The following is a 19,960-nucleotide window of genomic DNA, read 5'->3' on the forward strand; positions in this document are numbered from 1 at the left end:
GTAGTTCAAGTTTCTAGTTTGAACTACTTTTTTTAATTAACATACCGATCACACAATCTTTATTTAGGGCAATTTCAAGAATTATATTATTTTCATAATCAATATAGCCCATGATAAAACTCCCGGATTCTGTTTTTTTATAATAATTGTTACCATAAATGTCAATAACATGTTCTTTAGAATCTCCAACCTTAATTCCATGCTGAGTAGTATAATTATCGGTAATAATATAACGAAATACCTGTTGGTTATTGATACCTATTTCCAACCCGGCATACTTATAATAACTAGAGATTGGATTCTTTGTTTTATGGATTTTTTCGGGCTTGCCAAAAATCCTCAGCACATCACTCTCGGTCGAATATAGTGTAATAGATTCAACGTTTTCACTAGAAAGGACAGTAGTACTAACCTCTTGTAGGTAATCGTTTTGAGTAATACTCGGAAATAATAAGAAACCAAGTAATGTTGAAATTAATATTATATTTCGTTTCCTAACCTTCATCTTTAACCTCTAAGTTAATTTCTTTTGATTGATTAAAGTTTATATTGTAATTTCGCTGATCTACTATTTGTTTATCATTATAAAGTGTTAACTCAATTTTTGTTTCAGCGTTAAATTTAATTGGGTCTTCTTCAAAATATTCAAACCTTAATGTATCACCGTTACTGATAATAGAACCATCCGCATACATACCATTTTGACCAGCTACAAAGTGATCTTCTTGATACAGTTTCATTTCGACTCGGTTAAATTGTAATGTAGAATCATTTTGCACTTGAATAGTGGCCTCAGGTTCAGGTAATGACTCAGCTTGGTTAGAGCATCCTTGTGTAATTAAAAGTAGAGTGATGATCGTCATTATGGATAAGCATTTCATTTAATTATCCCCCTTTTTTATATTTTACTATAAATTTATTGTTTTTCAATAAAAAATAATTGTTTTGCAGTATTAATTGCTGCTGTTGACGCTTTTCTTGGAAACAGTCTCAACTTTCTTAAACTACTTCTATTCGCTAGGCGTGATTTTCATCAAGCGCTAATCCTATAGGAGTGGCCATCTTTCGCAAAATTTTTAATATAGGTATATAATCTGATCTTCTATGGGCGTAAGTTTGATTTCTATAGGTGTAAATTTAAATAAATAAGCGTAAAAAAGAACCTGAACACCGCGTTCAGGTTCCTAATCTAATCTTTCTTTAATTGTTTAACAAACTGCTCATCTGGCGTAACGTATATGGTTTGCTGATTGTCATAAATAACATAGCCAGGTTTAGCACCGTTTGGTTTTTTAACGTGTTTAACTAGGGTATAATCAACTGGTACTGAGGATGATAGTTTGGCTTTACTGTAAAAGGCGGCTATATTAGCTGCTTCCATAATCGTTTCTTCACTTGGGTCATTTGAACGAATGATGACATGGGAGCCTGGAATATCTTTGGTGTGTAACCAAAGATCATTTTTATTCGCCAGTCTGTTTGTTACATACTCGTTTTGTTTGTTATTACGCCCAACAACAATGTCAGTACCATCATTTGCATGATAATAATCAGGTTGTAACATCTTTTTCTTCTTCTTTTTAGAAGATGATTTTCGTTTCAGGTAGCCTTGCTCCTGAAGCTCTTCACGAATGTCTTCGATATCCTCTTCTCGTGCTTGTTCTAACTGCTGAATAAGGCGTGAAAAATAATCAATTTCTTCTTTGGCTTTTTCTATTTCAACTAATACAATTTCTTTTGATTTTTTAAGCTTTTGATAGTTTTTAAAATAATGCTGAGCATTTTGACTCGGTGTTTTATTTGGATTAAGTTCGATCGTCATTTCATTTTGTTCAGGGTCATAATAATCAACAACGGTAACTGATTCATCACCCGGTTTCACCATGTGCATGTGAGCCGTTAAAAGCTCACCTTTCTTTTGGTAGTCATCAGCTTTCTCAGCTTTCTTCAATGTTTTTTCGTGTTTTTTGATTTTACGTTCATTTTTATCGCGCTCATTTTTTATAAAACGCATAAGGTCATGCGTCATTCCTTTTACGCGGTCACGCTCAGCTTTCCCTTTATAAAACTCATTAAGCATGTCGCTAGTACGTTCAAAATATGTTTTAAATTTTGATGAACCAATTAAATCGAGAACATGAAAATCATCCTTTGGGCCGTTTAAGATAAACGGTTGATATTCATGATCCTCAAGGTTTGTTTTGAAATCATTAAAGATCTGTTCATACTGTTCATTGCGTCCTAAATAAGTCTTTTCCTCTAAAGCCTTAGAAACTGCTGGAGATAAGCCCATAAGTAAATTAAGTATTTGTCTGTCCATACGGCCTTGGTTAAAGTCTAATTTTCTTACAAATGCATTACTATCTAAATCAAGAGGATTTAACTTCCCTTGTTCAGGAGGCGCAACATATGTCTGTCCAGGTAATATTGAACGGTGTCGATTTTGAAGTGAACTAATATGTTTAAAGCTATCTAAAATCATGTTTCTTTCTGGATCTATTAGAATCACGTTCGAATGCTTACCCATTATTTCAATAATTAATTTCTTTTTCTTTTCATCACCGATTTCATCCTTACTTCGAACAGTAATATGAATAATTCTCTCAAGTTCAACCTGTTCTATGGATTCAATAAAGCCAGCACCTAGATGTTTTCTAAGCACCATACAATACATTGGGGGTTCTTTAGGGTTATTAAATTTTTCATCAGTCAAATGGACTCTTGCATAATTCGGATGTATGGATATTAATAGTTGCTTATTCTGTCCGTTTTGACGTATGGTAAGAATTAATTCTGTATCTGTAGGCTGATAAATTTTTGTAATTCGTCCGCTCGACAGTTCTTGGTTTAATTCATGGGAGACTGCTCGAGTAACAATTCCGTCAAATGCCATAATAATCACCTCTATACGAAGAATAGTATAGCACGAAACAGATTTAAATCGTTAGGCATTACGGAAAACTATTGAAAAATCCTTTCATTTCATGAAACAATAATGATGTAGCTGATTTGCTAATATCGTGAAGTAGGTGAAGAAATTGGTTAATAGTATGACTGGTTTTGGACAGGTTCAAGAAAAAATAGACCAAACAACCATTTCTATGGAAGTAAAGACAGTTAACCATCGCTTTTTAGATTGTGCATTTAAAATGCCTCGTGAATTTTTAGTGCTTGAAGATGAAATGAAGAAAAAGGTACGCCAATATCTTAGCCGAGGTCGGGCTGAAATTTTTATTAATATGACAGGTGAAGGAATTAGTTCCAAGTCTATTCAAGTTAATTGGGAATTACTTGATCAATATTTAAACGCTTTAGATTGCATTAAAAAGAATCGACCTGTTTCGGGTGATATTGAAATTGAGGAACTCTTGCAGTTAGAAGGAATTTTTATAGAAAATGAAGAAGTGGATCTAGATGAAAACTTAAAAGAAAAAGTTCTTTCTGTGTTAGAAAATGTTTTACAAAAAGTACATTTAATGAGACAAGAAGAAGGAAAAACTCTAAAAAAAGACGTATTAAATAGAATAGATGAAGTTAAACGCCTTACGTTACAGTTAAAAGAGCAAATTAATACGATTCAAAATGAATATCGAGTTAAAATAAAGGAAAGAATTGAAGAACACTTAACTGATGTACATTTCGACGAATCAAGAATTGTTCAAGAAGTGGCTATTTTAGCCGATAAAGCTGATATAACTGAAGAAATAACACGTTTATTATCACATATTGAACAAGTTGAAGATGCCATGAGACTCTCTCAACCTATTGGTAGAAGACTCGATTTTATTGCACAAGAATTACTGAGAGAAACGAACACTATCGGATCAAAATCTAACAATGTACAAATTAGTAAGATTGTCGTAGCATTGAAAAGTGAAATAGAGAAAATTAAAGAACAAGTACAAAATATTGAATAATATTTGAGATTTTCATGATATTTAGACTATAATAGTAATTATGGAAATAACATAAGAATAAAAAACATGGTAAAATTTATAGTTAGGGGAGTAGAGGAATGAATTTAAAATTAATTAATATCGGGTTCGGAAATGTCGTATCAGCCAATCGTATTATTTCGATTGTATCACCCGAGTCAGCCCCGATAAAACGTATTATTACAGTTGCAAGAGATAATAATAAGTTAGTTGATGCTACATATGGAAGACGTACAAGAGCTGTCATTATTACTGATAGCGATCACGTTATTTTATCTGCTGTACAACCTGAGACAGTTGGACAACGTGTGGTAAATGAAGATATGAACATTGACAACTAGGAGGACTAGTTTTGAAAGACGAGCAAGGTATTCTATTTATTTTATCGGGCCCTTCTGGAGTCGGAAAAGGGACTGTCAGAAAGCGTTTGTTTGAAGAAGACTCCGATCTTCAATATTCCATTTCCGTTACAACGCGCAATCCACGTGATGGAGAGGAAAATGGTGTAGATTATTTCTTTAAATCACGAGAACAGTTTGAACAAATGATTGAACAAGACGAGTTAATCGAATACGCTGAATACGTAGGTAATTATTATGGGACACCTAAACAATACGTTGAAGATACCCTTAAACAAGGTAAAGATGTTTTTCTAGAAATTGAAGTACAGGGTGCGATGAAAGTTAGAGAAAGTTTTCCTCAAGGTGTATATATTTTCTTATTCCCACCTAGTTTAGATGAGCTGAAAAACCGGATTATTAACCGCGGGACGGAATCAGAAGATTTAATTCGAAATCGATTATTAGAAGCGAAGAAAGAAATTGACATGATGGATGCTTATGATTATGTTGTTGTAAATGATGAAATTGAAAATGCCGTCCATCGTATCCAATCGATTGTTATTAGTGAGCACTGTAAACGTGAACGCGTTTCTAAACAGTATAAAAAAGCGTTAGGGAGTGAAGCGTAGTGATTTTAGAACCTTCAGTTGATAACTTATTAACGAAGATTAATTCTAAATATGCCTTAGTCATTGTCTCGGCAAAACGAGCAAGAGAACTGCAAGAAGACGGTGGTCATGCGTTAGTAGAAGATACTAAATCTTCAAAAAATGTTGGTGTAGCACTTGAAGAGATTATGGATGAAAAATTAACGCTTGATGAAGAAGTTGTCTAAATTAAAATAAGGTAAGATGAACAACCTGATTGACTCAGGTTGTTTTTCTTTTTTATAACGGTTCATGTTAAAATGTAATTAATATTACCGTATTATTGGAGGACCATATTATGTTAAACGGGAAAAAAGTATTGCTAGGAGTTTCAGGAGGGATTGCTGCATATAAAGCTTGTGCATTGACGAGTAAACTTGTACAAAGTGGAGCAGATGTCAGAGTGATCATGACAGAAGGCGCAACCGAATTTGTACAGCCTTTAACATTCCAAGCGCTATCTCGAAACCCAGTCTATACCGATGCTTTTGATGAAAAGAACCCTGAAAAAATAGCCCATATTGATTTAGCAGACTGGGCAGATTTTGTCATTTTAGCACCAGCAACAGCCCATTTACTTGGTCGCCTAGCAAATGGACTAGCAGATGATATGCTCACCACGACTCTTTTAGCAACAACTGCACCAGTATATATTGCACCAGCAATGAATGTACATATGTATGCACACCCAGCTGTTAAAAATAACTTGTTAACGCTAGAAAAGTACGGTTACCGTTTTATAGAACCTGGAGACGGTTACTTAGCATGCGGTTATGTTGGAAAAGGCCGTCTAGAAGAACCTGAGAAAATTATTGAAGTGATTGAACGAAATGAGACAAGAGCGCAACCTTTAAAAGGTAAAAACGTCTTAATTACAGGAGGACCTACTCAGGAAACGATTGATCCTGTTCGTTTTTTTACTAACCATTCTTCCGGGAAAATGGGGTATGCTCTTGCTGAAGTGGCAAAAGAATTAGGAGCTAATGTTACGCTTGTTTCAGGACCTGTACAATTGGATACGACTTCGGGAATTGAGCTTATTGAAGTGACGACATCTGAAGAAATGTTCGAGGCGGTGACAACTAGATTTCAGAATCAAGACATCGTGATTAAGTCAGCAGCTGTTGCAGATTATCGCCCAAAACATGTATCTAAACAAAAACTTAAAAAACAAGATGGACCACTTGTTTTAGAGCTTGAAAGAACGAAAGATATCCTAAAATATTTAGGTGAACATAAAGAACAACAGTATTTAGTTGGATTCGCCGCTGAGACGGAGAATCTAAAAGAGTATGGTAAGCAAAAATTAAATAAAAAGAATCTAGATGCCATCGTCATTAATGATGTTGGCAATAAAAATATAGGATTTAAATCTGATCAAAATGAAGTACATGTTATGACTAAAAATGGTTTAGAAAAAGACATTCCTTTGGATTCTAAAGTAGAAGTTGCAAGAAATTTATTTGAAATCTTTATAAAAGATATGGCGGGGGAAACACATTGAAAATCGCTAAAGTTGTAGTGGATGTAGCTGCATCACCAATCGATTCTGCATTAGATTACGAAATTCCAGAACATTTTCAAGATATTGTACAAGCAGGTATCCGCGTGATCGTACCTCTGGGACCTAGAAAGGTCATGGGATTTGTAGTAGGTTTAACAAATCACAGTGAATTTGATCAATTAAAACCCATTCAAGAGGTCATGGATTACACGCCTATTTTAACTAAGGAATTAATAAACTTATCTTCTTGGCTAAGACAGGAAACGTTATGCTTTAGAATTTCTGCACTTCAAGCTATGCTTCCTGCTGTTTTCAAAGCGTCGTATGATAAAGAAGTATGGCTGTTGGACGAGATGGATTCCCTGCCAGCTTCTTTGCAGAAAGCAGCCGGGGGTAGAGAAGTATTCCCTTTTAATGATTTATCAGAAGCAGGCCTTACGGATTCACAAGTAAAACAATACATAAAGGGTCAACTTATAGATATTAAGTACGTTGTTAAAGGGAAAAATCGTGTTAAAACGTATACAGCAGTCAAAAAAGCAGTTGATGATGTAAACATATTAGAGGAACTTGAACATTTGAGTTTAAACGCTAAAAAACAGCGGGAAGTCTTAACCTATATGCTTCACCAAGATGAACCTATTTTGTTAAAAGAATTAACAGAGGAGCTTAATACCACAAAAGGTCCAATAGATTCACTAGTGAAAAAAGGGTTACTGACAATGGTGAAGCAGGAGGTATACCGGGATCCTTTTGAGACAAAAGAGCATCAATCGACTAAGCCATTATCATTAACCGAGTTACAACAAAAGGCTATTGAACCTATATTAGATTCGATAAACGAAACATATTATCAGACCTTCTTACTTCATGGAGTAACAGGTAGTGGTAAAACAGAGATTTACCTGCAGTCCATTCAGCGTGTTTTAGATCTAGGTAAAGAAGCCATTGTTTTAGTTCCAGAAATTGCTCTTACCCCACAAATGGTATCAAGGTTTAAAGCTAGATTTGGATCTGATGTTGCCGTATTACATAGTGGGTTATCTCAAGGTGAAAAATATGATGAATGGAGAAAGATTCACCGAAAAGAAGTACGCGTAGTTGTTGGTGCAAGGTCTGCGATCTTTGCACCTTTTGAACACTTAGGTATTATCATTATAGATGAAGAGCATGAACAAACCTATAAACAAGAAGATTACCCAAAATATCACGCTCGTGAAGTAGCTAAAAAACGTGCTTCAGATCACCATTGTCCAGTCGTTTTAGGTAGTGCAACACCTACTTTGGAGTCGTATGCTAGGGCATTAAAGGGTGTCTATCACTTGCTTGAGCTAACTGAACGAGTAAATGAGCAGGCTATGCCAGAAGTTGAAATTGTAGATATGAGACAAGAGCTATTGCAAGGTAATCGGTCAATGTTTTCAGAAACATTAACTGATAAAATCAATGAACGAATAGAACGTAAAGAACAAGTAGTATTAATGTTAAACAGACGTGGGTATTCAACGTTTGTTATGTGCCGTGAGTGTGGAGAAACAATATCATGTGATCACTGTGATATTTCTATGACCTATCATAGTAAACAGCATAAGCTTAAGTGCCACTATTGTAATGATGAAAGACCGATGCCACAGATTTGTCCAAACTGCGAAAGTGATGCCATTCGCTTTTTTGGAACGGGAACTCAAAAGGTTGAAGAAGCTTTAAATTTACATTTTCCTAATGCCGGCATTATTCGGATGGATGTGGATACGACAAGCCGAAAAGGTGCTCATGAAAAATTACTCGAGAAGTTTGGTAATGGTGAGGCCGACATCTTACTTGGGACTCAAATGATTGCTAAAGGGTTAGACTTTGAAAATGTCACCTTAGTTGGTGTTATTGCAGCTGATTCTATGCTCCACTTACCAGATTTTAGAGCATCTGAAAAATCTTTTCAGCTACTTACTCAAGTAAGTGGAAGAGCAGGAAGGCATCAACTGCCTGGGGAAGTTGTCATTCAAACCTATACACCAGAACACTACAGCGTTGAGCTTGCAAGTCAATATGATTATGAAGCGTTTTTTAATAAAGAAATGCAAGTTCGCAGACAATTTCAGTATCCACCATATTATTATTTAGCACTTATTAATATTTCACATGATAATCATGTAGAAGCTGTAAAAGTGGCGAATGAAGCGGCTAATATTATCGCAACCCATACCACTGGTAACTGTCAGTTAATGGGTCCAACGCCTTCGCCTATGCTGCGTATTAAAGATCGTTACAGGTATCAATGCATGTTAAAATATAAAAGGCGTGAAGATGTTGATCAGGCCTTAGAATCTGTATTAAATCATTTTCAAAAACAAATAAATAAAAGTCAATTACAATTAACGATTGATTTAGAACCATATCATTTTATGTAAGAAGAAGGGATTAAGATGACAAAACGAATTGTATTTATGGGGACGCCTGATTTTAGTGTTCCTGTTCTAGAAGCACTTATTAAATCAGAATATGAAGTTGTGGCGGTTGTCACTCAACCAGACCGTCCAAAAGGTAGAAAAAGAAAACTAACACCGCCTCCTGTGAAGGAAACGGCATTAATGTATCACCTACCTGTTTTACAGCCAGAAAAGATACGAAAAAATTATGATGACATTTTAGAATATGAACCAGATTTAATTGTTACTGCTGCATACGGGCAAATACTTCCGAAAGAAATATTAGAAACACCAAAATATGGCTGTATCAATGTTCACGCTTCGTTATTACCAGAGTTAAGAGGCGGAGCCCCGATTCATTACGCTATTATGCAAGGAAAGAAAGAAACTGGAATTACTATTATGTATATGGCAGAAGCTCTAGATGCAGGTGATATTATATCGACGGCGAAGCTTGAAATCGATGATGAAGATCATGTTGGTTCATTACATGATAAACTCTCTGCTTTAGGTTCTGAACTATTGATGGATACTCTTCCCGATTTATTTAACAATCGTATTACACCTCAAAAACAAAATGATGAAGAAGCAACCTATGCATATAATATTAAACGAGAACAAGAAAAAATAGACTGGAATCAAAACGCACAAGAGATTTATAACCACGTTAGAGGATTACATCCTTGGCCAGTTGCTTACACTGTTTATGAAGATCAAAATATAAAGGTTTGGTGGGCTAAAAAGGTAGACAAGTCTACTGACCAGCCTGCCGGGACGATTATTGGATTAGATCAAGATGGTATATTAGTTTCTACTGGGGATTTAAAGGTTTTAAAAATTACAGAATTACAAGTGCCAGGTAAGAAACGTGTGAAGGCTGAGGATTTCTTGCGCGGTTCAAGTGACTATTTTCAAACGGGCTCACAGTTAGGATGATCTCATGTCAAACAAAAGCGTCAGAGAAATAGCATTAAAATTACTAAATCAAGTTGGAGAAAGTGGCGGATTTAGCCATATATTAATCAATCAAGCAATCAATAATAATAATTTATCAAATCAAGATAAGGGACTTTTAACTGAGATAGTTTATGGAACCTTACAGAGGAAGTTAACGTTAGAATACTACGTTAAACATTTTGTTAATAAGAAGACGGATACATGGGTTAAATGGCTACTTTATATGTCAGTTTATCAAATGGCATTTCTAGAAAGAGTTCCTGACCATGCCGTCATTAATGAAGCCGTCACTATAGCTAAGAAGAGGGGACATAAAGGAATTAGTGGTTTTATTAATGGAGTGCTTCGGAATGTACAACGTCAAGGTGTTCCTGATACGAGTCAAATAAAGGACCCTATTGAGAAAATTTCAGTTGAAACTAGCCATCCATATTGGTTAGTTAAACGTTGGATTGATCAATATGGCCGGGCCACAACAAAAGCAATGTGTGAATCTAACTTAGAAACAAAAAAATTGTCTGTACGTGTTCAGCCTCTTAAAAATACGGTTGAACATGTTCAGAATTTGTTAAATAAAGAAGGAATAGAGACTAAACATTCCGAATTAAGCCAACAAGGCTTAAATATTATTAAAGGGAACCCGCTTAACAGTAAATTATTTCCTAAAGAGATAACTATACAAGATGAAACATCGATGCTTGTTTCTGAAATGTTAGATGTTGAGCCTGGCATGAAGGTATTAGATGCTTGTAGTGCACCAGGAGGAAAAACGACACATATTGCTGAGAAGATGAATAATGAAGGAACTGTTATTGCATATGATTTACATGACAAGAAGGTTAAACTGGTAAAGGACAAAGCAGAAACGTTAGATTTAGATATTATTCATACGTCTGCTCAAGATAGTCGAATGCTAAACGAAATACACCAAGAAGAATCTTTTGACAGAATTTTATTAGACGCACCATGCTCTGGCCTTGGAGTTTTAAGAAGTAAGCCAGACATTAAATATCATAAAACAGAACAAGACATCTATGATTTAACTAAAATTCAAAGAGAGTTACTAGAATCAGTTTTTCCTCTACTCAAATCTAATGGTAGTTTAATTTACAGTACGTGCACGGTTGATCAAAACGAAAATGAAGATCAGATCAAAGCGTTTTTAGATGATCACCCAGATGTACAAGTGGATCCAAACTTTTTCAAGGAATTACCTAAACGATGTCAATCATTAGGTGGAATTTCTGATTACGGGATTCAAATATTTCCGCAAGATTTTAATGCAGACGGATTTTTCTTAACTAGATTAATTAAGAAATCGTTCGTCTGAAATGAGGTGAACTTTGAATGAATGTTTGTTTTGTATCTGATGTTGGGAAGGTAAGGAAAGTGAATGAAGACGCTGGTGGAGTGTTTTATAATCGTGCTAACCAAATGTTAACGATTATTGCCGATGGAATGGGCGGACATAAAGCCGGAGATATTGCGAGCGACCTCACTTCTAATCACCTAAAAGATTCATGGGAAGAAACAGATGCATTTGAATCAACTGATGAAGCTGAAAAATGGTTAATAGATTCAATACAGCAAACAAACCAGCATGTTTACGAATATGCTCAGGGTAACCAAGAATGTGTTGGAATGGGTACCACCGTTGTTGCGACGGTGTATTTTGATGATAATGTCGTTGTTGCCCATGTGGGGGATAGCCGTTTATACCATGTGAAAAAAGATGAGGTTATCCAAATTACTGAAGACCATTCGTTTGTTCAGCAGTTAGTTAATAATGGTGAATTAACAGAAGAGGAAGCTGAGGCGCATCCAAAGAAAAATGTTTTATTACAAGCTATAGGAACAGATCAAAATATACGTATTGACGTCAATAAATTCGAATGGTCTAATTCAGATTATGTTTTGTCTTGCTCTGATGGGTTGTCTAATAAACTTTCAACACAAGATATTTTAGATGTGTTAAATATGGATATCTCTGTTGAGGAAAAAGTGTCAAATTTGGTGTCAATTGCGAATGAGAACGGGGGAGAGGACAATATTTCTGTCGTACTTGTTCAACGTAAAGCAGGTGAATCAAAATGATGGTAGGTCGTATCATCAACGAACGTTATAAATTAATTCGCCCCATAGGCGGGGGTGGAATGGCGAGAGTCTATCTCGCTCGAGATCTCATACTTCAGCGAAATGTAGCTATGAAGATTTTAAGACTAGAATATTCTAATGATCGTGAGTTTATCGAACGCTTTAGACGAGAAGCGGAATCGACTATTAGTTTATCACATAATCATATCGTTAACTTATATGATGTTGGGCAAGAAGAAGATGTTTATTATATTGTCATGGAATATGTTGAAGGAATGACATTAAAGCAGAAAATACAGCAAAATGGCCCTGTTTCGGTGGATGAGGCTGTACATATTATGAATCAATTAACGTCAGCAATTGCTCATGCGCATGAAAATGGAATTATTCATAGAGATATTAAACCACAAAACATATTGGTTAACCAAGATGGTCAAGTTAAGATTACGGATTTTGGAATAGCAATGGCTTTAAGTTCGACCTCACTGACACAAACAAATAATGTACTAGGTTCAGTTCATTACCTTTCACCTGAACAAGCTAGAGGTGGAACGGCAACGAAAAAGTCGGATATTTATTCACTTGGTATTGTCTTGTACGAGTTATTAACAGGACAACTGCCTTTTTCGGGTGAGTCAGCTGTCTCCATTGCTTTAAAACATATGCAAGAGAGCACGCCATCTATAAAAACTTTTAATACATTAGTGCCTCAAAGTGTTGAAAATGTTGTGTTAAAGGCAACAGCAAAAGATCCATTACAAAGGTATCAAACAATTGAGGAAATGCAGCATGATTTAGAAACGGTGCTAAACCCTGAACGAGAAAATGAGGAACCTTTCGTTGTTCCTTTTGAAGATGGTGAAGAGACAAAAGCTATACCAGCCATCAAAGATGATCAAGCTTCTCCAGTAAATTCAACTAGTCATGACGAAACAAAGGTCATGTCCACAACAGAGCCAGAGAAAAAGCCTAAAAAGAAGAAGTGGATTGCCATTATATTAACCTCTGTAGCTGTTTTGCTAGCAGCAGTTGTTATTACATTGTTCTTTTTACCTAAATGGTTGGCACCTGAGGATGTGGTTATTCCTGAAGTGTCCGAACAACGATATGATGAAGCATTAAAACAGTTAACAGAATTAGGTTTAGAAGTGGAACGTGAGTCCATTTATTCTGATGAAATAGAAGAAGATTATGTTATACGTTCTACACCAAGTGGTGGTTCCACAGTTAAAGAAGGCTCTAGTGTAACTTTATATACGAGTATGGGGAAAGAACAGATAGAATTTGATGACTATGTAGGAAAATCTTTTGAACAAACGAAGCGATACTTAGAATCACACGGATATCAGGAGGTCATCGCCTATCATGAGGAATCCGAACTACCTGAGGGCGAAATCACTGCACAAGTACAGCCTGAACCAGGTGAAAAGGTAATACCAGAAGATACCAAAGTCATCTTTAACGTAAGTTCCGGCCCTCCAACAGTTGCACTGTCATCCTTAAGTGGTTGGACACTTGAGGAAGTAGAGCAATATATAAAAGATCAAGAGCTCACTCTTACTACAGAAGAGGAGCATTCAGAAACCGTTCCAGAAGGTCAGGTAACTAGACAGGAGCCGGGAGCTAATACTGAACTTGAAAAAGGTGATGAGGTTAAAGTTTTCATTTCTAAAGGGCCTGAGCCAAAACCTGTGACATATGACGAACAAGTTGAGGTTAAATATGAGCCTCAGAATAACGGAAATGGTAATGGAAACGGGAACGGAAATGGCAATGGAAACGGTAATAAACAAGAACAAAAAGTTGAAATTTTTGTGAGTGATGCTAACTTTGACGACGAATTATATGCCGAATCTAATATAACAAGTGATGAAATCTTTAATATTAGGTTAACAATTGAGCCTAATGGGGAAGGATCTTATAAAATATATAGGGATGGAGAATTATATGATGAAAGAGTGATTACTTATGAAGAAGCAGGAGAGAATCAATAAATGATTCAAGGAATAATAATTAAAGCGCTTAGTGGATTCTATGATGTATTGGCAGATGACCAAATATACACCTGTAAAGGGAGAGGTCTATTCAGAAAGAAAAAAGTGACCCCTCTTGTCGGAGATTATGTCGAGGTTGAGCCTCAATCTGATTCAACAGGAACGATAGTATCTATAGAAGATAGGCGGAATGCTTTAATTCGTCCACCTATAGCAAATATTGACCAGGCTATCATAGTAAGTTCAGTTGTTGAACCAGATTTTAATCCTTTATTGTTAGACAGGTTTTTGGTTTTAATAGAATATAAAGATATTGAACCACTAATCGTTCTAACAAAAGAAGATCTAACAACTGAACAGCAACTAGAACAATTGAATGATTACGCTAATATTTATCGGGGTATTGGTTATCAAGTTTTAATAGTTTCAAAAATAATGGATGATTTAGATGAGAAAATCTATCCACATTTAGCCAATAAGCTGTCTGTGATTGCTGGACAATCAGGAGTTGGAAAATCAACATTGTTAAATAAATTAGACGATGATTTAGATATTGAAACTGCCAATATTTCTAAGAGCTTAGGCAGGGGTAAACATACAACAAGACATGTGGAATTATATGAAATTGGTAATGGCTATGTTGCTGATACTCCTGGCTTTAGTTCACTTGATTTTAATGAAATCGAATTAGAGGATTTACGATTTTGTTTTAGGGAATTTTTAGAATATCAGGATATGTGCAAATTTAGAGGGTGTCTTCACATAAATGAGCCTAAATGCGCTGTGAAAGAAGCAGTTCAAAATGAAGAGATCGCAAGTTTTAGATATGAACACTACGAAAACTTTTATGAAGAAATTAAACAAAGAAAGCCGAGGTATTAGAGTATGATTAAAATTGCACCATCCATTTTATCCGCTGACTTTTCAAAATTAGCAGATGAGATTAAAGATGTAGAAGCAGATTCAGACTATATACATGTTGATGTGATGGATGGCCATTTTGTACCCAACATTACAATAGGTCCTTTAATTGTCGAATCAATTAGACCTATTACAACATTGCCGCTAGATGTTCATTTAATGATTGAAAATCCGGACAATTATATTGGTCAATTTGCTAAGGCTGGAGCAAATCTAATTTCAGTACATCAAGAGGCTTGTCCACATTTACATCGTGTCATTCAGCAGATTAAAAGCGAAGGAATTAAGGCTGGGGTCGTTGTTAATCCTGCTACCCCAGTTGAATCGATCAAACCAGTGTTACAGGATGTTGACTTAGTACTTGTGATGACGGTTAATCCAGGATTTGGAGGACAATCTTTTATTGATTCTGCCTTATCTAAGATAAAAGAATTAAAAACACTAAAAGAAAATCACAACTATCATTTCGAAATTGAAGTTGATGGTGGCGTGAAGCCTGAAACTGCAAAGAAATGCGTAGAAGCAGGAGCTGAAGTGTTGGTTGCTGGAAGTGCTATTTATAACCAAGAAGACCGTTCTAATGCGATAAAAGCCATTAGAGATTCAGTGAAATAGGTGATATGATGACCAAAGTAGGGATCGTTGCAGCGGGCCCTGTTGCAGAAATACCAGATTTAACTGCCTATCCCCATATTGATTATTGGATCGGTGTCGATGAAGGTGCAAAACATTTATACGATCTTGGAATAAAAACAGACTTGGTAATGGGAGATTTTGATTCATTAGATTCTAATCTTATTGAAAAAATTAAATCTAATGCACGAAACGTAATTGAGTTTCCGGCAATTAAAGATGAAACAGATCTTGAGCTTGCCTTTATAGAAGCTATCAATGAAAAGCCTGAGCAAGTATTAGTATTTGGAGCTACAGGTGGTAGATTAGATCATGCATGGATAAATGTTCAACTGATGAAGCTATTTTCAGAACATCATATTGACGCATGGTTAATTAACAAACAAAATGAAATGTCGTTAAAATTACCTGGAACATACGATATGATACAAGACTCATTATTCCCTTACGTATCCTTTCTAGCTTACTCTGAAAAAGTAGAAAATCTATCATTAAAAGGTTTTAAGTATCCCCTTAATGAAACAACAATTGTTCAAGGGTCTTCTTTAACCATTTCAAATGAATGGTCAGAAAAAAAAGGTACTTATTTTTTTACCTCAGGCATACTATTAGTTATAAAGAGTCGTGATTAATCTTATAACACCGTAAGCAGTAGTATAGGAGGGGGAAGATGAGATTTTATACAGTTAAGCTTCCTAGATTTATAGGTGGGCTAATCCGTGGCATTATGAATCTTTTTAAAAAATAACAAAAAAGCTACCTGAACATCATCAGGTAGCTTTTTTGTATATATAACTTTTATTAAACACGCTCTACTTTACCAGATTTAAGTGCGCGAGCTGATACGTAAACTTTTTTAGGTTTTCCGTCAACCATAATGCGTACTTTCTGAACGTTTGATTTCCATTTACGCTTTGAAGCGTTCATAGCGTGAGAACGGTGGTTACCAGTTCTAGTTTTACGACCAGTTACTTGACATTTACGTGCCACAATAATTCCCTCCTAGCTAAAACAAAATCTCAATAATCATTACTTAACTAATTTACCATATGGATAAAATGTTTTCAATAATTCTTCTTATTCTTATCAAGTTTTTTAACTTGACAGGGCTGTATACCTTTTCATTTTAGCACGCTTATAGTAAAATAACCGTAGTCATGAACCGAGGAGGATGGATATGTCGATTGAAGTACGTAATGAATATGGAACGGTTTCGATCTCGAAGGAAGTCATTACGACCATCGCAGGTGGTGCTGCTGTAGAATGTTATGGTATTGTAGGTATGGCATCACGCAAACAATTAAAAGATGGATTATCTGAAATACTAGGTAAAGAAAACTTCTCGAAAGGTGTTGTCGTTCGAGGTGAAGATGGCGACATCGATATTGATATGTACATTATAGTTGGGTACGGAACAAAGGTTTCAGAAGTTGCACATAACGTGCAAAACCAAGTGAAGTATTCATTAAAGAAAATGATTGGACTAGATGTTAATACAATCAATATTTACATTCATGGAGTGCGAGTTACTTCTTAGGGGAACATCGTTTTTTGTTGAAGGAGGAAAAAGAGAGTGTCTAATCGAACGTTAAATGGTGAACAATTTGCGCAGATGATTTTATTAGGTGCGCACCATTTGTCAAATCAGGCAAATATGATTGATTCTTTAAATGTATTTCCGGTTCCTGATGGTGATACCGGTACGAATATGAATTTAACCATGACTTCAGGTGCAAAAGAAGTTGAACAATTAAATTCAAAGCACGTTGGAGAAATTTCGAATGCATTTGCTAAAGGATTATTAATGGGAGCTAGAGGTAACTCTGGAGTCATTTTATCTCAACTTTTTAGAGGTTTTTCAAAAAGTGTCCAAGATAAAGAAACATTAGAACTGCAGGATTTAGCAGATGCCCTTCAGTCTGGTGTTGACACGGCTTATAAAGCTGTCATGAAACCAGTAGAAGGTACAGTCCTAACCGTATCAAAAGATGCCGCTAAAGCAGGCGTTGAAGCAGTTAATTCGGTTGAAACAGTCATAGACTGGTTTGATATTGTATTAAAAGAGGCAAAAGCATCTCTAAATCGTACACCAGATTTACTTCCTGTACTAAAGGAAGTAGGTGTTGTTGATAGTGGTGGACAAGGTCTAGTAACCGTTTATGAAGGTTTTCTGGCTTCATTGAAGGGTGAAGAATTACCTGAACATGCATCTCAGCCTTCACTAGATGAATTAGTCAATGCTGAACACCATAAAATGCACCAGGATTTCATGGAAACAGAAGAAATTGAGTTTGGTTATTGTACTGAATTTATGGTTAAATTCGAAGAGGAAAAATTAGCGAAAAATTCGTTTGATGAGCAGCAATACCGTGAAGAACTTAGTGAGCATGGCGATTCACTACTCGTTGTTGCCGATGATGAAGTTGTAAAAGTTCACATACACGCAGAGTATCCTGGTGAAGTGATGTCCATTGGGCAAAGATATGGAAGTTTAATCAATATTAAGATTGAAAACATGCGTGAACAGCATTCAGCGATCGTAGATGAAAAGCCTGTTAATACGAATGCTGAGCTTAAAAAAGAAGAATCACGTTCAAAAATGGCTGTTGTAACCGTTGCAATGGGTGAAGGAATTAAAACAATGTTTGAAAGCCTTAATGCGAGCATCGTGATTGAAGGTGGCCAAACGATGAACCCAAGTACACAAGACATTGTTGAAGCAATTAACCAGGCTAACGCTGATTATGTACTGGTGCTACCAAATAATAAAAATATCATAATGGCTGCTGAGCAAGCTCACGATTTAGTTGATTGTGAGGTTAAAGTTGTGCCAACTAAAACCGTTCCTCAAGGAATGGCAGCTATGCTTTCATATAATCCAGAAGCAGATTTAAATGAAAACCATGAAGCTATGAGTGAAGCCATTGAGTTTGTTAAAACCGGTCAAATTACGTATGCCGTTAGAGATACGCAAATAGATGGCAAAACGATTGAAGAAGGAAACTTCATGGGAATTCTAGAAGGCAGCATAGAATCTGTTCATACAGATAAAATGAAAACCATCTTTGAATTATTAAAGCAAATGATTGATGATGATGAAGATGAGATTATTACCATTCTTCAAGGAGAAGATGGTACAAATGATGAAGTTGAACAAATAGAACAGTTTATAGATGAAAATTTTGAAGACATTGAAGTTGAAGTGGTAGAGGGAAAACAGCCGATTTACTCATTTATCTTTTCTGTGGAATAATACATGCTTAATATACTTTATGCCGTTTAAGTGAATATCGCTTAAACGGTTTTTTATATATTTTGTAAAACTATTAGGATAATTATGGTAAAATTAAAGGGAATTTTCATTGTAGGTGATTTTAATGGAGTTTATAACAAGCGATGGTGAGAAAGTCTTCTATGAAGTTAGTGGCAGTGGGGTTCCAGCTGTTTATATACATGGTGGACCTGGATACTGGAGTAAGTCATTTCAGTATTCCATGCATAATCTGTTGGAGAATCAACTTAGAATGATTTATGTAGACCAACGAGGTTGTGGACGGTCTGAAGAATGTTCTAATACTGATTTCTCTTTAAATAGAATAACTGATGATTTTGAAGAATTAAGAGATCATTTGGGGTTGCAAGACTGGTATTTAATAGCACACTCTTTTGGTGGAATTTTGGCACTAAATTATGCGAAAAAATACCCAAACAGAGTAAAAGGGATCATATTATCTAATGCGACACTAAATATGGTTAATTCTTTTGAATATCAAATCAGATACTCTAGAAAGCTGTTAGGCTTAAAAAAGCAACAATTACATACAGGTAATAAAGAATCTCTATTGAATACTTATTATACAACTATTTCAAAACTAGCTGAACATAATTTGCATAATCAATTACAGTTTAAAGATCCTTGTAATAAACAAATCTTAGATGAAATAGATAAGGATTTATTTTTTGGAAAATCTTTTCAACAATACGTGTTTAACACAGGTGAATATTTTTACGACTTTACTACCAACACAAGATCAATTGAGCAACCAGTACTAGTAATATCTGGTGGACATGATTATGCTGTTGACCCAAATCATCATGAACAGTTCAAATTTTGTAATGCCGCGTTAAAAGTTTTAGATAGTGGTCATCATCCATACGTAGAAAAACAAAGAGAATTTAGTGAAATCATTTTAGATTTTGTGAGTGAATCATAATTGAAAACAGGGGGAATGTGAATGAAAGATTGGTGGAAAAAGAAGAAAAGCAAGATGAGAAAAAATAACAAATCGAAAGAAGCATATAATTTCGGGGATTTCATGTTAGATATGCTTTTGTGGTTGCCTGAGTTAATCGTTTTTCCAATCCGAGTCATCTATTGGGTACTTAGAGCACTATCAAAGAACATTTTTGATACATTTTAATAAGTTTTCAGGGAGATAAAAACATTGAGCTTAAACGTATCGAATTATGAGGGAAACTTGGATTATCACAAGGTCGTTAATAGCCAT

22 protein-coding genes are annotated in these 19,960 nt (G+C 35.4%); 18 read left to right on the plus strand and 4 right to left on the minus strand.

Annotated features, from left to right (window positions below):
* Positions 1 to 13: 13 nt before the first annotated feature.
* From ACFSW4_RS05005 to ACFSW4_RS05015, 3 genes are all read right to left on the minus strand, one after another.
* Complete coding sequence (locus ACFSW4_RS05005) at positions 14 to 505, minus strand: hypothetical protein (protein WP_377327847.1); 492 nt, start codon at positions 503 to 505, stop codon at positions 14 to 16.
* Positions 495 to 881 (minus strand): hypothetical protein, encoded by a 387-nt coding sequence (locus ACFSW4_RS05010; protein WP_054751572.1) that lies wholly within the window; start codon positions 879 to 881, stop codon positions 495 to 497. The genes ACFSW4_RS05005 and ACFSW4_RS05010 overlap by 11 nt, the downstream gene beginning before the upstream one ends.
* Before the next feature lie 308 nt (positions 882 to 1,189).
* Complete coding sequence (locus ACFSW4_RS05015; protein ID WP_377327849.1) at positions 1,190 to 2,893, minus strand: Rqc2 family fibronectin-binding protein; 1,704 nt, start codon at positions 2,891 to 2,893, stop codon at positions 1,190 to 1,192.
* Positions 2,894 to 3,038: 145 nt separating this feature from the next.
* On the opposite strand from ACFSW4_RS05015, the gene ACFSW4_RS05020 reads away from it, so the two are divergent.
* The 14 genes from ACFSW4_RS05020 (at position 3,039) to spoVM (ending at position 16,200) form a co-directional block, all read left to right on the plus strand.
* Positions 3,039 to 3,917, plus strand: coding sequence for a YicC/YloC family endoribonuclease (locus tag ACFSW4_RS05020; protein WP_377327851.1), 879 nt, complete (start codon positions 3,039 to 3,041; stop codon positions 3,915 to 3,917).
* Between the two features lie 98 nt (positions 3,918 to 4,015).
* Complete coding sequence (gene remA, locus ACFSW4_RS05025; RefSeq protein ID WP_054751566.1) at positions 4,016 to 4,276, plus strand: extracellular matrix/biofilm regulator RemA; 261 nt, start codon at positions 4,016 to 4,018, stop codon at positions 4,274 to 4,276.
* Between the two features lie 11 nt (positions 4,277 to 4,287).
* The gene (gene gmk, locus ACFSW4_RS05030; RefSeq protein ID WP_377327853.1) at positions 4,288 to 4,905 is read left to right on the plus strand and encodes a guanylate kinase; all 618 of its coding nucleotides are present in this window, start codon (positions 4,288 to 4,290) and stop codon (positions 4,903 to 4,905) included.
* Positions 4,905 to 5,111 carry a DNA-directed RNA polymerase subunit omega gene (gene rpoZ / locus ACFSW4_RS05035; protein WP_377327855.1) on the plus strand — a complete coding sequence of 69 codons (207 nt, stop codon included), beginning with the start codon at positions 4,905 to 4,907 and terminating at the stop codon, positions 5,109 to 5,111. Before gmk ends, rpoZ begins: the two co-directional genes overlap by 1 nt.
* Before the next feature lie 110 nt (positions 5,112 to 5,221).
* Positions 5,222 to 6,427 (plus strand): bifunctional phosphopantothenoylcysteine decarboxylase/phosphopantothenate--cysteine ligase CoaBC, encoded by a 1,206-nt coding sequence (gene coaBC / locus ACFSW4_RS05040; RefSeq protein WP_377327857.1) that lies wholly within the window; start codon positions 5,222 to 5,224, stop codon positions 6,425 to 6,427.
* Complete coding sequence (priA, locus tag ACFSW4_RS05045) at positions 6,424 to 8,835, plus strand: primosomal protein N' (RefSeq protein WP_377327859.1); 2,412 nt, start codon at positions 6,424 to 6,426, stop codon at positions 8,833 to 8,835. The genes coaBC and priA overlap by 4 nt, the downstream gene beginning before the upstream one ends.
* A gap of 15 nt (positions 8,836 to 8,850) precedes the next feature.
* On the plus strand, positions 8,851 to 9,789 hold the full coding sequence (fmt, locus tag ACFSW4_RS05050) for a methionyl-tRNA formyltransferase (RefSeq protein ID WP_377327861.1): 939 nt from the start codon (positions 8,851 to 8,853) through the stop codon (positions 9,787 to 9,789).
* Between the two features lie 4 nt (positions 9,790 to 9,793).
* Entirely contained in the window at positions 9,794 to 11,140 is a 1,347-nt protein-coding gene (gene rsmB / locus ACFSW4_RS05055; protein WP_377327863.1) for a 16S rRNA (cytosine(967)-C(5))-methyltransferase RsmB, read from the plus strand.
* 17 nt (positions 11,141 to 11,157) lie between these two features.
* Positions 11,158 to 11,904, plus strand: a complete 747-nt coding sequence (locus ACFSW4_RS05060; RefSeq protein ID WP_377327865.1) for a Stp1/IreP family PP2C-type Ser/Thr phosphatase — start codon at positions 11,158 to 11,160, stop codon at positions 11,902 to 11,904.
* Positions 11,904 to 13,898 (plus strand): Stk1 family PASTA domain-containing Ser/Thr kinase, encoded by a 1,995-nt coding sequence (gene pknB, locus ACFSW4_RS05065; protein WP_377327867.1) that lies wholly within the window; start codon positions 11,904 to 11,906, stop codon positions 13,896 to 13,898. The genes ACFSW4_RS05060 and pknB overlap by 1 nt, the downstream gene beginning before the upstream one ends.
* Entirely contained in the window at positions 13,899 to 14,780 is an 882-nt protein-coding gene (gene rsgA / locus ACFSW4_RS05070; protein WP_054751560.1) for a ribosome small subunit-dependent GTPase A, read from the plus strand. It begins immediately after the preceding gene.
* 3 nt (positions 14,781 to 14,783) lie between these two features.
* Complete coding sequence (rpe, locus tag ACFSW4_RS05075; RefSeq protein ID WP_054751558.1) at positions 14,784 to 15,434, plus strand: ribulose-phosphate 3-epimerase; 651 nt, start codon at positions 14,784 to 14,786, stop codon at positions 15,432 to 15,434.
* A gap of 8 nt (positions 15,435 to 15,442) precedes the next feature.
* Positions 15,443 to 16,084, plus strand: coding sequence for a thiamine diphosphokinase (locus tag ACFSW4_RS05080; RefSeq protein WP_377327870.1), 642 nt, complete (start codon positions 15,443 to 15,445; stop codon positions 16,082 to 16,084).
* A gap of 38 nt (positions 16,085 to 16,122) precedes the next feature.
* Entirely contained in the window at positions 16,123 to 16,200 is a 78-nt protein-coding gene (gene spoVM, locus ACFSW4_RS05085; RefSeq protein ID WP_369404760.1) for a stage V sporulation protein SpoVM, read from the plus strand.
* Positions 16,201 to 16,253: 53 nt separating this feature from the next.
* Here spoVM and rpmB read toward each other — a convergent pair whose 3' ends face one another.
* Positions 16,254 to 16,442: a 50S ribosomal protein L28 gene (gene rpmB, locus ACFSW4_RS05090; RefSeq protein WP_377327872.1), complete on the minus strand. Its 189-nt coding sequence runs from the start codon at positions 16,440 to 16,442 to the stop codon at positions 16,254 to 16,256.
* A gap of 187 nt (positions 16,443 to 16,629) precedes the next feature.
* Between rpmB and ACFSW4_RS05095 the strand changes: the two genes are divergently transcribed.
* The 4 genes from ACFSW4_RS05095 (at position 16,630) to ACFSW4_RS05110 (ending at position 19,873) form a co-directional block, all read left to right on the plus strand.
* Entirely contained in the window at positions 16,630 to 16,989 is a 360-nt protein-coding gene (locus ACFSW4_RS05095; protein WP_054751554.1) for an Asp23/Gls24 family envelope stress response protein, read from the plus strand.
* Positions 16,990 to 17,025: 36 nt separating this feature from the next.
* Positions 17,026 to 18,705: a DAK2 domain-containing protein gene (locus tag ACFSW4_RS05100; protein ID WP_377327874.1), complete on the plus strand. Its 1,680-nt coding sequence runs from the start codon at positions 17,026 to 17,028 to the stop codon at positions 18,703 to 18,705.
* Between the two features lie 124 nt (positions 18,706 to 18,829).
* Complete coding sequence (locus tag ACFSW4_RS05105; protein WP_377327876.1) at positions 18,830 to 19,666, plus strand: alpha/beta fold hydrolase; 837 nt, start codon at positions 18,830 to 18,832, stop codon at positions 19,664 to 19,666.
* A 21-nt stretch (positions 19,667 to 19,687) separates the two neighbouring features.
* A complete protein-coding gene (locus ACFSW4_RS05110) occupies positions 19,688 to 19,873 on the plus strand; it encodes a hypothetical protein (protein ID WP_377327878.1) in 186 nt (61 codons plus the stop codon).
* Positions 19,874 to 19,960 lie beyond the last annotated feature (87 nt).

Origin of the sequence: Piscibacillus salipiscarius (assembly GCF_042685285.1) — a bacterium.
Lineage (GTDB): Bacteria > Bacillota > Bacilli > Bacillales > Alkalibacillaceae > Piscibacillus > Piscibacillus salipiscarius.

Bases quoted from the DNA above. Each gene is read 5' to 3' on its own strand.
- ACFSW4_RS05005 (WP_377327847.1), bottom strand. From the start codon at position 505: ATGAAGGTTAGGAAACGAAATATAATATTAATTTCAACATTACTTGGT.
- ACFSW4_RS05010 (WP_054751572.1), bottom strand. From the start codon at position 881: ATGAAATGCTTATCCATAATGACGATCATCACTCTACTTTTAATTACA.
- ACFSW4_RS05015 (WP_377327849.1), bottom strand. From the start codon at position 2,893: ATGGCATTTGACGGAATTGTTACTCGAGCAGTCTCCCATGAATTAAAC.
- remA (WP_054751566.1), top strand. From the start codon at position 4,016: ATGAATTTAAAATTAATTAATATCGGGTTCGGAAATGTCGTATCAGCC.
- coaBC (WP_377327857.1), top strand. From the start codon at position 5,222: ATGTTAAACGGGAAAAAAGTATTGCTAGGAGTTTCAGGAGGGATTGCT.
- fmt (WP_377327861.1), top strand. From the start codon at position 8,851: ATGACAAAACGAATTGTATTTATGGGGACGCCTGATTTTAGTGTTCCT.
- rsmB (WP_377327863.1), top strand. From the start codon at position 9,794: ATGTCAAACAAAAGCGTCAGAGAAATAGCATTAAAATTACTAAATCAA.
- ACFSW4_RS05060 (WP_377327865.1), top strand. From the start codon at position 11,158: ATGAATGTTTGTTTTGTATCTGATGTTGGGAAGGTAAGGAAAGTGAAT.
- pknB (WP_377327867.1), top strand. From the start codon at position 11,904: ATGGTAGGTCGTATCATCAACGAACGTTATAAATTAATTCGCCCCATA.
- rsgA (WP_054751560.1), top strand. From the start codon at position 13,899: ATGATTCAAGGAATAATAATTAAAGCGCTTAGTGGATTCTATGATGTA.
- rpe (WP_054751558.1), top strand. From the start codon at position 14,784: ATGATTAAAATTGCACCATCCATTTTATCCGCTGACTTTTCAAAATTA.
- ACFSW4_RS05080 (WP_377327870.1), top strand. From the start codon at position 15,443: ATGACCAAAGTAGGGATCGTTGCAGCGGGCCCTGTTGCAGAAATACCA.
- spoVM (WP_369404760.1), top strand. From the start codon at position 16,123: ATGAGATTTTATACAGTTAAGCTTCCTAGATTTATAGGTGGGCTAATC.
- ACFSW4_RS05095 (WP_054751554.1), top strand. From the start codon at position 16,630: ATGTCGATTGAAGTACGTAATGAATATGGAACGGTTTCGATCTCGAAG.
- ACFSW4_RS05105 (WP_377327876.1), top strand. From the start codon at position 18,830: ATGGAGTTTATAACAAGCGATGGTGAGAAAGTCTTCTATGAAGTTAGT.
- ACFSW4_RS05110 (WP_377327878.1), top strand. From the start codon at position 19,688: ATGAAAGATTGGTGGAAAAAGAAGAAAAGCAAGATGAGAAAAAATAAC.